This is a genomic window from Mesorhizobium sp. M2A.F.Ca.ET.043.05.1.1 (assembly GCF_003952445.1).
Classification (GTDB): domain Bacteria; phylum Pseudomonadota; class Alphaproteobacteria; order Rhizobiales; family Rhizobiaceae; genus Mesorhizobium.
The window spans coordinates 3,244,831-3,256,958 of sequence record NZ_CP034446.1; the positions used below are offsets into that span (position 1 = coordinate 3,244,831).

Below are 12,128 nucleotides of genomic sequence, written 5' to 3' on the forward strand. Positions count from 1 at the left end.
AGCCGATGCCTGAGACTGCTTTTCAGCGTTCGATATATCATGTATCATCCCCGCACAATAGCGTTGGGATTGCAGGAGGAACATGCAGCCCATCATCGGTGTGGTTGCCGACGATCTCACAGGCGGCATGGAAACGGCAGCGATGCTGGTGGCTCTCGGCGTCGACTGCGGTTTCGTGACCAGGCCTGCCTTGGTCCACCATTTCGCCAACTCGCCCGCCGTGGTCGTCGCGCAAAAGACCCGCGTCGTTCCCGCCGCCGAGGCCGTGCGGAAATCGGAAGACGCGGCACAGCAGCTTCTCGACATCGGCGCGAGACGGCTGTTCTTCAAATATTGCGCCACCTTCGATTCCACCGATGACGGCAATATCGGCCCGGTGGCCGACAGCCTGCTTGCCCTGACGCGGGCCACGCATACCGGCTTCTGCCCGAGTTCCGGCGATCTCGCGCGCAGTGTCTTCCAGGGCCATCTCTTCGTCGGCGCGCAGCTCGTTTCGGAATCGCCGAAACGGCACGATCCGCTGACCCCGATGACCGATCCCAGCCTGGTGCGCGTGTTGCAGCGGCAGTCGAAACTCGCCGTCGGGCTGTTGCCGCACAATGTCGTGCGGGCAGAGCCATCCACCCGCCGCGCTTATCTCGACCATCTGGTCGCGCAAGGCGTGCGGCACGTCATCATGGACGCCATCTATGCGGACGATCTTGCCGCGGTCGCAGCACTCACCGTCGATTGGCCGCTGATGACCGGCAACGCGCCGGTCATCCGCCACTACCCCGCGCTCTGGCGTGAGCGCGGCTGGCTGGACGACGCGCCGCCCAAGCGGCCGCTGCCGGCGGTCGAAAGCCCCGGTGTCGTGCTGGCAGGCAGTTGCGCGGAACGCACGCTCGAGCAGCTCACTGCGTTCGAGCACGCAAGGCCGGTGCACCGTATCGACATCGCTGCGGTCGCGAGCGTCGATGCGGCGGTTCAGCAGGCGCTCGGCTGGTCGGGCACGCATATCGACGGCGGTCCGATCGCGATTGCCACCTCCGCCGGCCCGGAACAGGTCAGAACCGCGCAGGCAAGACATGGGCGCGAAGGCGCAGCAAGTGTCGCCGAGGCTATTCTTGGCCGGCTCTCCGTAGAACTGCGCAAGCGCGGCGTCCGGCGCTTCCTCGTCGCAGGCGGCGAGACGTCCGGATCGGTTGTCGAGCAGCTTGGAATAGATCGCCTGAGGATCGGCGCCTACCAAGGGCCCGGCATCGCGCGCGCGACAACGGAAGAAGGCGAGATCGTCGCGCTCAGCCTCAAATCCGGAAAGCTTGGGCCACCGGACATGTTCCTGCCGACGCTGGAATCCATGCGGCATCCGGAGCACTGAGGTGACGATGGACGAAGACACACCTCGCCAGGCAATCGTCGACACCGTGAGGCGCCTGCAGGACAAAGGCTTCAATCACGGCAACAGCGGCAATGTGAGCTGCCGCCTTGCCGGCGGCATGCTGATCACGCCTACCGGGGCAAACAGCGCCAATCTCACGCCGTCCAGGCTTGTCCGCGTCGAAGACGACGGCAGCATGATCGGCGGCGTTCCATCGAGCGAATGGCACATGCACGCCGCGATCCTCGACGCCTACCCGGTCGCCAATGCGGTGATCCATACCCATGCCGATGCCTGTGTGGCGCTGGGATGCCTGCGCAAGCCGCTGCCGTCGTTCCACTACATGGTTGCGACCTTCGGCGGCACCGATGTGCGCTGCGCCCGCTACGCCACCTTTGGCACCATGGAGCTCGGGGCATCGGCGGTCGAGGCGCTCAAGGATCGCACCGCCTGTCTGCTCGCCAATCACGGCATGATCGCAATCGGCAAGACGCTGGAAGCCGCCTTCCAGACCACGGTGAAACTGGAGACGCTGGCGCGTCAGTATCTGATGGCGTTGCAGGTCGGCGAACCGGCCCTGCTTCCCGAAGCGGAAATGGAGCGGGTCGGCAAGCGATACGGCAATTATGGAATGGGTTTGTTGCCCGGCTAGCGAAGACGGAAACGCGGTTCTTATGAACCAAATTCTCGAAAGGCTGCGGACCCGCGATATGGACAGGTCCGGCGGCGTGTGATCTTGAGAACCATTGGCCAGATGCGAAAAGCGAGTCCGCTGACGAATGCAGAACCTGCCTGAGATCCAGGCGACGAGCCTGTCTTCGCAGATCTACCTGCGTCTTCGCCAGGAGTTGATGTCGGCGCGGCTTCATCCCGGCGACCGGCTGAAGATCCGCGGCCTTGCAAAGCAGCTCGGCACCAGCGAGACGCCTGTGCGCGAAGCCATCTTCCAGCTCGTCAAGGATGGCGCGCTGGAGATGAAGCCGGGCTACTACATCCGCGTGCGGCGGATCAGCCTCAAGGAATATCTGGAGCTGCGCGACATTCGCCTCGTGCTGGAACCTTATGCGGCCGCCAAGGCAATGCCGCATATCGACGAGCCGTTCCTGAAAACGCTCGAAGATATCCACCACAAGCTGATCGAAGCAGAGCGCACCAAGGACTACCCGGCCGCGCTTCAGTACAATTACGACTTCCACTTCGCGGTGCATCGCCAATCGGAAATGCCGCATCTGATCGAGATGATCGAGAGACTGTGGATCCAGGCCGGCCCGCTGCTCAACCTACTCTACCCGCATGGCCATCCGACCTATGAAGGCCAGCACCAGCACGTCAATGCAATCGCCGCCTTGCGTGCGAAGGACGAGGCAGCGCTGCGGCGCGCCTTCGAGCAGGACCTGATCGAAGGTGGCCGCAAATTCGTCGAGCATCTCGCCGCCATCGAGAGCAAGGAAGGAGCCGAAGAAGAGCCTTCGCGTCGTTCGCGACCCTGACTAATGTCCCGATACATCGGGCTAATGAGCCATGAGGGCTAGGCCTTTTTGCGCCTCAATGCTTGCATCTTGCTGCCCGCCACGCGGCGTGGAAACACAACATGCGTGCTTGCGACCTCCATCATATATGATATATTCTATTTCCGGAGACCAAAAATAAGGGGAGAACAATGAAGCTTCGCAATGGGATTTTGGGACTGGCGCTCGGGCTTTTGACCAGCGGCGTCTCCTACTCGGCCTTCGCTGCCGACGCATCCACCTTCGTCTATGCCGATGCCGGCGAGCCGAGCACCATCGATCCGGCCAAGGCCAACGTGAACTGGGAGTTCACGGTCACCCGCAACATCTACGATCGACTGGTCGATTTCGACCTTACCGATCCGTCCAAATTGCTGCCGGCGCTTGCAACGGAATGGAAACAGGACGGCAAGGTCTGGACCTTCAAGCTGCGCGACGGCGTCACCTTCCATGACGGCACCGCCTTCGATGCCAACGACGTCAAGGCGACGCTCGACCGGCTGCTGAAGATCGGCCAGGGCCAATCTTATCTGGTCGACGACATCGCCAGCGTCACCGTGGTCGATCCCAAGACCGTCAAGGTCGAGACTAAGGCGCCGACCGTCTTCCTCGCCTCCAATCTCAGCCGCATCGAGATGCTGTCGGACGAGGACATCGCCAAGCACAAGGACGACCTCGGCCAGGCATGGTTCAACGAGAACGCCAACGGCACCGGCCCCTACGAATTCGTGTCCTGGACGCGCGGCACCCAGATCGAGCTGAAGCGCAATGACAAATGGTGGGGCAAGTTCCCGGAAAAGCCGTTCGACCGCGTGCTCGACCGCTTCGTCACCGACGGCGCCAACCGCGCCCGCGGTGTTGAAGGCGGCGAGTTCGACCTCGCCAATTTCGTGCCGCTCGACGAGGCGCTGCGCATCGGCACCAGCAGCGGCTTCCATCTGGTCGAAGGCAACAATCTGTGGGCTTGGCCGGCGATCTACCTCAACATGGATCTGGCGCCGACCAACAACAAGGATTTCCGCGAGGCGCTGGTCAAGGCGTTCGACTACAGCGCCATGGTGCAGTCCTTCCAGGGCAAGGCCGAAGTCGGCCGCGGCCCGGTGCCCTCCTGGTTCCCCGGCAGCCCGGAGAAGGAGGAGGCCGAGATCAAGACCGATCTCGACGGCGCCAAGGCAGCGCTTGCCAAATCGGGTCTCGCCAACGCCAAGATGAAATGTTCGGTGCCCGCCGGCTTCCCGGAATTCCGCTTTGCCGCGACCGTTCTCCAATCGTCGGCTCAGCAGCTCGGCGTCACCGTCGAGATCGAGGAGCAGCCTTTCGTCGAGGCGATTACCGCCATCAAGTCCGACAAGAGCAACTGCTTCGTGCTCGGCAACGCCAACCTCAGCCCATCCGACGCGACGAAGTTCTTCGCGGCGCATTATCTCAAGGGCGGGTTCTACAATTCCGGCAAGTTCTTCGACCAGACGCTGCAGGACCTCGTGGCCAAGCTGCCGACGATTTCCGACCCGACCGAGCGCGGCAAGCTGCTCAAGCAGGCGGCCGACATCGTGGTGGACTCCCACTACATCATCTGGACCGCGCGGCCGAAGACGGTGGTGCCCGAGCCTGACCGGATCGGCGGCTACCGCATCGACCCGGCCGAGTACATCAACGCCCGCTTCTGGGAAATGTACGCTAAGTAACAGCAACGGGGTGAGCATGCGGACGGCACGGTTGTGATCGCCTTCCTGTTCAAGCGTCTGGTCTGGGGTCTTGTCGTCCTCATCGCCGTCGCGGTCATAACCTTCTTCCTCAGCCGTGTCGTTCCAGCCGATCCCGCCGCCTTCCTGGCCGGCCAGAACGCCTCCGAGGAGGCCGTGCAGCGTATCCGCGTCGAGCACGGTCTCGATCGACCGCTGCCCGAGCAGTTCGCCTCCTACATGATCGGCCTCGCCAAGGGCGACCTCGGCGAGTCCATCCGCACGCGCCGCAGCGTCAGCACCGACCTCAAGCAGTATCTGCCGGCGACGCTGGAGCTGCTGATCGTCAGCTTCGCCCTCTATCTGGCGATCAGCTTCTCGCTGGCTGTGCTTGCCGCGCGCCGCCCCGGCGGCGCGGTAGACGGCGCGATCCGCCTCATCACCATGATCGGCACCGGCATCCCGGTGTTCTGGCTCGGCATGACGCTGCAATTCTTCTTCTTCTACAAATTGCACTGGCTGCCGCTCGGCGCGCGCTTCCCGATCCGCGAGACGGCGCCGCCTGTAGTCAGCGGCTTCCTGCTTATCGATTCCCTGCTGGCCGGCAGCCTCTCCGCCTTTCTCGCCAGCCTGAAGCACCTGGCGCTTCCCGCCGCGACCATCGTCGTCAATCTGCTTGCGGTCGGCACACGGCTGTCGCGCGCCGCCCTCATCCAGGAGCAGGGCCGGCTTTATGTGCGCACAGCGCGCGGCAAGGGCCTTTCGCCCAACCGCATCCTGTTCAAGCACATCTTGCGCAATGCGCTGTCGCCGATCCTGACGGCGACCACCATGCAGTTCGGCTACATGATCAGCTGGGTGATCCTGGTCGAGGTCATCTTCGACTGGCCCGGCATCGGTCTCTATGCCTATCAGTCCTTCCAGGTCTTCGACTATTCGCCCGTCATCGCGCTGGCGATCGTCTCGACAGCCGGCTTCGTGATCATCAACCTGGTGATGGACCTGCTCTATCCGGTGATCGATCCGCGCGTGCAGAGTGTCGGCCCATGAGTATTTCCACCCAGCCCGCGCGCCGGACCATCGCGAGGCCGAAGGGCGTGCTCTTGCCGCTCGCGCTGCTGATGGTGGCTATCCTCGCCGCCTTCACGCTTCTGCCCGGCCTGATCGCGCCGCACGACCCGATCGCGCTTGCCATGGCCGACCGGCTGAAGCCGCCGAGCCTCGCCCATATCTTCGGCACCGACGAGGGTGGCCGCGACGTCTTCTCTCGCGTTGTCTACGGCACCCGCTATTCGCTCGGCGTGGCGATCGCCATCGTCTTTGCCTCGGCGCTGTTCGGCGTGATCTATGGCGCGGTTTCCGGCATGGCGCGCAAAGGCATCGACAATTTGATGATGCGCATCGTCGACCTGTTCTTCGGCTTCCCGGCGCTGGTGCTGGCCTTGGCCGTCGCCGCCTCGATAGGGCGCGGCCTCGACAGCGTGGCGCTGTCGCTCGCCATCATCTGGTGGCCGGGCTATGCGCGGCTGGTGCGCGGCGAGGTGCTACGCCTGCGCGAGCGGCCGCATGTCGAGGCCGCCCGCGCGCTCGGCGTCTCCGAGATGACCATCCTGCGCCGCCACATCATCCCCTTCGTCGTCCAGGAGGTGAATGTGCGCGTCACCACCGACGTCGGCTACGCGCTGGTCGCCGTCACCGCCCTCTCCTTCCTCGGCCTCGGCGCCAATTCGCCGACGCCGGAATGGGGTCTGCTGATCCGCGACTCGCGCCCCTATTTCGGCTCGGCCTGGTGGTATCTGGTCTTTCCCGGCACCATGATCATGCTGACGGCCACCGCCTTCTCGCTGATCGGCGACGCGCTCGCGTCGAGGCGGGCCGCATGATCCTTTCGGTCCGCGACTTCGCAATCGGGTTTCAGCGCGAGGGCCAGAACCTCGTCGCGGTGGATGGCATTTCCTTCGACGTCGAAGCGGGCGAGACCTTCGTCATCATCGGCGAGTCGGGCTCGGGCAAGTCGCTGACCGGCATGTCGATCGCCGGCCTGCAGCCTCCCACCGCCTTCGTCTCCGGCTCAATCCGCTTCAAAGACCGCGAGATGCTGAAGCGGCCCGACGCCGAATTGCGCAAGCTGCGCGGCCCGGAGATCGGCCTCATCTATCAGGATCCGCTGAGTTCGCTGAACCCGGTCTGGCCGGTGGGCGATCAGATTGCTGAGACGCTGGCCGCGCACGGCCTTGCCGGCCGCGTCGAGGCAAGAAAGCGCGCCGTGGAAATGCTGGAGCGCGTGCGCATTCCCGACCCGCGTCGCGTCGCCTCTGCCTATCCGCACGAGATCAGCGGCGGCATGCGACAGCGCGCCATGATCGCGATGGCGCTGGCCGCCGGCCCGAGTCTGCTGATCGCCGACGAGCCGACGACGGCGCTCGATGTCACCATCAAAGCGCAGATGCTGGAACTGCTTGCCGAATTGAAGCGCGAGCTTTCGCTGACGATCATCCTGATCACGCACGACATGGGCGTGGTCGCCGAGGTGGCCGACCGGATCCTCGTGCTCTATGCCGGCCGCATCGCCGAGGTCGGGCCAGCCGATTCCATCATGCTGCAGCCCTCGCATCCCTACACGGCGGCGCTGATGACCAGCGCCATGATCTCGCAGTCGCCCGCCAAGCAGGAGCTCAACGCCATCGTCGGCGGCGCGCCCGGGCTGGGCGCCTTCCCATCGGGATGCCGCTTCCATCCGCGCTGCCCGCGCGCACAGGACGACTGCAAGGCCGTCGAGCCGCCGCGGCGCAAATTCGGTGCCGTGGAGCTTGCCTGCCATCATCCGATCGAGGCGGCGATGCCTCTAGCAGCGGCGAGGAGCTGACCATGGCGCTTCTCGAGCTTGATGCCGTCTCGAAAACCTTCTCGCAGCGCCGCGGCGGCCGCGCCGTGCAGGCCGTGGCCGGTGTTTCGCTCACCGTGGGCAAGGGAGAGACGTTGGGCCTGGTGGGCGAGAGTGGATGCGGCAAGTCCACTCTCGCCCGGCTGGCGCTCAAGCTGGTCGACGTGACGGACGGGCGCGTGCGCTTCGACGGCGTCGACGTGACCGGCTTCGCCGGCCGCCGCATGCTGCCGATCCGTCGTCGCCTGCAGGCCGTGTTCCAGGATCCGCTCGCCTCGCTCAACGCGCGCATGACCATCGCGGAGGTGATGCGCGAGCCATTCGACACGCATGGCGTCAAGCTGGGCGCCGGGCTCGAGGCGCGTATCCGCGAGTTGCTGTCCTTCGTCGGGCTGGAGAACATCGACATCCAAAAGCTGCCTGGACAGTTCTCCGGCGGCCAGTTGCAGCGCATCGCCATTGCAAGGGCACTGGCGCTCGAACCGGAGATCATCGTTGCCGACGAGCCGACCTCGGCGCTCGACCCGTCGATCCAGGCGCAAATCGTCAACCTGATGCTGCAGATCCAGCGCAAGCGCGGCATCTCCTACCTGATCATCTCGCATGACCTCGACGTGATCGGGCATGTCGCCGACCGCATCGCGGTTATGTATCTCGGCACCATCATCGAGCAGGGAACGGCGGACGAGATCATGCGGCGGCCGCTGCATCCTTACACGCAGGCGCTGCTGTCGGCCGCGCCGACGCTTGCCGCGCGCCGCCAGGTCGGCTGGAAGCGCATCATGCTCACCGGCGATCCGCCCAATCCGGCGGACGTGCCATCCGGCTGCAGGTTTCATCCGCGCTGTCATCTGGCGCGCGACATCTGCCGGGAAAAGGTGCCGCCGCTGCGCGCCATGCCCGGCACCAGCCAGATGGCGGCCTGCCACCTCGCGCCTGACGAAACGGCGCGTGCCGGCGCCGAGGTCGGACGCGCGCGGCGCGGGCTGGCCGTGGTCAGCTAGAAGAACACCGAAGGGAGGGAGCAATGAAACGATCGAAGGAAATCCATGTGACGGGCCTGGGCTTCCCGGAGGGACCGGTGGCGCTCCCGGACGGTTCGATCGCCTTCGTCGACCTGCTCCACGCCAAGGTGCGCGCCTTTAAGGACGGCGCCGTGCGCGAGTTGGCCACGCTGCCCGGCGCGCCCAATGGCATGAGGCTCGGCCCCGACGGCGCGCTCTACATTTGCAACAATGGCGGGCTTGCGCCGGAATCGTTGGAGACGCTGCATTTTGCCGCCCCGATGATCCCCGGCTGCATCCAGCGCCTGCAGCTCGACGGCCGCTGGGAAAATTTTGCCGACCAACTGCCCGGCGCAAAGCCTTCGCGGCCGAACGATTTGATCTTCACGCCGCAGGGCGAGATCGTGTTCACCGATCCGCAGAACTGGGAGGTGTTCGGCGCCGACGACGCGGCCTATCATGGCGGGCAGTTGCTTGCGGCGGGACAGGACCGGAAGGTCCGCGCGCTGGCCAAGATGACCGGCTTCCCGAACGGGCTTGTCTTCCATCCCGACGGCTCGCTGATCGTCGGCATCACCATGGAGCATCGTCTGCTGCGCTTCGACTGGAACGGCGGCAGTGTTGGCGCGATGAGCGAATGGGTTCGTTTCGACGGCCGCTTCAACCCCGACGGCATGGTCTGCCATGACGGCCTGCTCTACGTCACCGGCAGCACCGGCGACCGGGTCGCGATCCTCGACACATCAGGTCGGCTGGTCGAGATGATCGATTGCGGCCAAGGCAGCGACCCGACCAATTGCTGCGTCCGTGACGGCCGGCTCTGGGTGACGCTCGGCCTGCCAGGCCAGCTCGTCTCCTACGCTCTTTGACCAACGCCTCCCAGACCATCCTCGAACGAGTAAGCCCATGTCCCGTGAAGATGATTTCGTTCCGCCCGAACTCGGCCCCGTCAACATCCGCCCGCGCAAGGCCTGGGCGATGCCCGCCGACGAGCACTGGCACTCCAATCCCTGGTATGAGGCGCCGCGCGGCGACCCTGCCCTGCCCGAGGTCTATACCTACACGGACACGATGTCCTATGACCCGGGCGACGAGGTCGTCTTCCATTCCTCGACCACCGCGCCGAAATGGACGCTAGAGATCTACCGCGACGGCTATCGGCCGGAAACCGTCCACAAGGTCGAGGATATCGCCGGCGCCTTCGCGCCGACGCCGGCGGATGCATACCGCTCCGGATGCGGCTGGCCGGTGAGCCACCGCTGGCGTCTTCCGGCCGATCTGCGCTCGGGCTTCTACCGGGTCGTCTCGACCTGCGCCCGCGCCAATGGCGGCAAGTTCGTCCAGCATCACTTCTTCGTCGTGCGGCCGACGGCGGCCACGCGCCGCGCCAAGATCCTGATGATCCTGCCGACCGGCACCTGGACCGCCTATAACGACTTCGGCGGCGCCAACCACTATTTCGGCGTTGCCGGTCCGGGCAAGGACCAGCCTTCGCCCGTGCTTTCGCTCGAGCGCCCATGGACCCGCGGCGTCGTCTGGCTGCCGCCCGGCGCGCCGCGCATCTGTGCCGACCCGCTGCCGGAATTCGGCGACGCGCCGCGCTACCCTATGAAGGAATGGGCCTATGCCAACGGCTTCGGCCAGTATTACGCCGCCGCCGGCTGGGCGCAGTTCGATCGACACTTCGTACTATGGGCGGAGAAGGAAGATTACGAGCTTGACATGATTACGCAGACCGACCTGCACTTTAGGCCGGAGCTCCTCGATGCTTATCCATGCCTGACCATTGTCGGTCACGACGAATACTGGACCCGCGAGATGCGACTGGCGATCGAAGCCTATGTCGAACGCGGCGGCAGGCTTGCGCGCTTCGGCGCCAACTTCCTCTGGCAGATCCGCCTGGAGGATGACGGCAAGCGCCAGATCTGCCACAAGTTCAACGCCATCAACAATGATCCCGTCGCCGGCACCGACAAGGCGCATCTGCTGTCGACCGCATGGGAAGATAAGGATGTCGCCTGGCCGGGCGCCTCGACCGTCGGCGTCAACGGATTGCATGGGCTCTACGCGTCCTGGGGCGGCTTCGCGCCGCACGGCCAGAAAGGCTTCACCGTCTACCGTCCGGAGCACTGGGTGTTTGCCCGCACCGGGTTGCATTATGCCGACATCTTCGGCGACAAGGAGCGCATCTTCGCCTACGAGGTCGACGGTCTCGACTACACATTCAGGCATGGCCTCCCCTACCCTGTCCCGGTCGACGGTCAGCCGGAAACGATCGAGATCCTCGCCATGGCGCCGGCGGTGCTTGCCGAGGACGAGCCGGACGGCGAAGGCTTCCGCTATTACGTCCGCAGCAGCGACCATGAGGGCCTGGTGAAATGCGTCACCGGCGAGGTGACGCCGGAAGGGCTTGCCCGCTACAAATACGGCGCCGGCATGATGGTGCACATGACGCGCGGCAAGGGCGAAGTGCTGACCGCCGCGACCTGCGAATGGGTCATGGGCCTCAAGCGCGGCGACCGCTTCACCGAGCAGATCACCCGCAACGTCCTCGACCGTTTCACCAACGCATGACGTGGCGCGGCGGACCGTCGTTTTGATCCTCGGAAGGCAGAGCAGGCGCCGCTCTGCTTTCCGATTTCGCCTGACCATTGCGCTCCCGCACGCGCGGACACCCGAATATTTTTTCGGTGACCGACCGACGACCTGGGCCACGACCTGAAAGCGGCTTGGCACTCAGGAGAAGTCCCCTGCCGGCTAGCCGGCCCGCCGCTCAAACCCGTCCGGGTCCGCACCGGCGCATCGAACAATACGCTTGCGGCCCTCGCGGCTACTGACTATAGTCAAGCAGATTTGAAATTAAATTCCACTCTCTGATTTCTGGGCACTAATGAGCTCAACGAACGATCAATCTCTCGTCGTCATCGAGAGCCGCCCCGTCGAGAATGTGGGGCTGGTCGAGATCAATCGACCTGAATTGCGCAATGCACTCAATCTGGAGGTGCGCGAGAAGCTGGCCGCCGCGGTCGTCGGCTTTTCGGAGGATCCGGAAATCCGGGCTATCGTGATCGCTGGGCGCGGTGGCAACTTCGTCGCGGGAGCCGAAATCAAGGCCTTCGAAAAGCTCGGCTCGGCCGACATGCTTCTGCAGCGCACCCATCGCTATTGGGACGTGATCGCCAGATGCCCGAAACCAGTCCTCGCCGCGGTCGAAGGCTTCGCGCTCGGCGGCGGCTGCGAACTTGCCATGCACGCCGATATCATCGTTGCCGCTCGGACAGCCACATTCGGGCAGCCCGAGGTGAAGCTCGGCTTGATGCCGGGCGCCGGCGGCACCCAGCGGATGCTGCGGGCGATCGGCAAATACAAGACGCTGATGCTCGTTCTCACCGGCGATATGTTTTCGGCGGAAGATGCCGAGCGTGCCGGTCTTGTCAGCACCCTGACGGACGAGGGCAAGGCCTTGGAGCAGGCGCTCCTGATCGCGCAGAAGATCAGCCGGCTCCCGCCCCTGGCCGTCGAGCAGATCAAGGAAGCTGTGATCAACGGAGAGGACGCCCCGCTGGAAACGGCGTTGAGGCTGGAACGCAAGGGCTTCCAGCTGCTTTTCGACACCGCCGACAAGCGGGAAGGCGTCGCCGCCTTCCTTGAGAAGCGCAAGCCCTCATTCAAGGGGCGCTGACTTGGCTA

General features: G+C 64.7%; 11 protein-coding genes. All 11 read left to right on the plus strand.

Annotation, left to right across the window (positions count from 1 at the left end; all coding sequences use genetic code 11):
* The first annotated feature begins 82 nt into the window (after positions 1-82).
* The 11 genes from otnK to EJ069_RS16085 all read left to right on the plus strand — a co-directional run bounded on the left by otnK (position 83) and on the right by EJ069_RS16085 (position 12,120).
* Complete coding sequence (gene otnK / locus EJ069_RS16035; RefSeq protein WP_126062122.1) at positions 83-1,360, plus strand: 3-oxo-tetronate kinase; 1,278 nt, start codon at positions 83-85, stop codon at positions 1,358-1,360.
* A 7-nt stretch (positions 1,361-1,367) separates the two neighbouring features.
* Complete coding sequence (locus tag EJ069_RS16040; protein ID WP_126064754.1) at positions 1,368-2,012, plus strand: class II aldolase/adducin family protein; 645 nt, start codon at positions 1,368-1,370, stop codon at positions 2,010-2,012.
* Between the two features lie 127 nt (positions 2,013-2,139).
* Positions 2,140-2,850 (plus strand): GntR family transcriptional regulator, encoded by a 711-nt coding sequence (locus EJ069_RS16045; RefSeq protein WP_126062123.1) that lies wholly within the window; start codon positions 2,140-2,142, stop codon positions 2,848-2,850.
* A gap of 170 nt (positions 2,851-3,020) precedes the next feature.
* Entirely contained in the window at positions 3,021-4,553 is a 1,533-nt protein-coding gene (locus EJ069_RS16050) for an ABC transporter substrate-binding protein (protein ID WP_126062124.1), read from the plus strand.
* 33 nt (positions 4,554-4,586) lie between these two features.
* Positions 4,587-5,600 (plus strand): ABC transporter permease, encoded by a 1,014-nt coding sequence (locus EJ069_RS16055; RefSeq protein WP_126062125.1) that lies wholly within the window; start codon positions 4,587-4,589, stop codon positions 5,598-5,600.
* A 71-nt stretch (positions 5,601-5,671) separates the two neighbouring features.
* Positions 5,672-6,433: an ABC transporter permease gene (locus EJ069_RS16060; protein ID WP_245456678.1), complete on the plus strand. Its 762-nt coding sequence runs from the start codon at positions 5,672-5,674 to the stop codon at positions 6,431-6,433.
* The gene (locus tag EJ069_RS16065; RefSeq protein ID WP_126062127.1) at positions 6,430-7,416 is read left to right on the plus strand and encodes an ABC transporter ATP-binding protein; all 987 of its coding nucleotides are present in this window, start codon (positions 6,430-6,432) and stop codon (positions 7,414-7,416) included. Before EJ069_RS16060 ends, EJ069_RS16065 begins: the two co-directional genes overlap by 4 nt.
* Positions 7,417-7,418: 2 nt before the next feature.
* Complete coding sequence (locus EJ069_RS16070) at positions 7,419-8,438, plus strand: ABC transporter ATP-binding protein (protein ID WP_245456604.1); 1,020 nt, start codon at positions 7,419-7,421, stop codon at positions 8,436-8,438.
* 23 nt (positions 8,439-8,461) lie between these two features.
* Positions 8,462-9,307, plus strand: a complete 846-nt coding sequence (locus EJ069_RS16075) for an SMP-30/gluconolactonase/LRE family protein (RefSeq protein WP_126062128.1) — start codon at positions 8,462-8,464, stop codon at positions 9,305-9,307.
* A gap of 37 nt (positions 9,308-9,344) precedes the next feature.
* The gene (locus EJ069_RS16080; protein ID WP_126062129.1) at positions 9,345-11,012 is read left to right on the plus strand and encodes a N,N-dimethylformamidase beta subunit family domain-containing protein; all 1,668 of its coding nucleotides are present in this window, start codon (positions 9,345-9,347) and stop codon (positions 11,010-11,012) included.
* A gap of 316 nt (positions 11,013-11,328) precedes the next feature.
* Positions 11,329-12,120, plus strand: a complete 792-nt coding sequence (locus EJ069_RS16085) for an enoyl-CoA hydratase-related protein (RefSeq protein ID WP_126062130.1) — start codon at positions 11,329-11,331, stop codon at positions 12,118-12,120.
* Positions 12,121-12,128 lie beyond the last annotated feature (8 nt).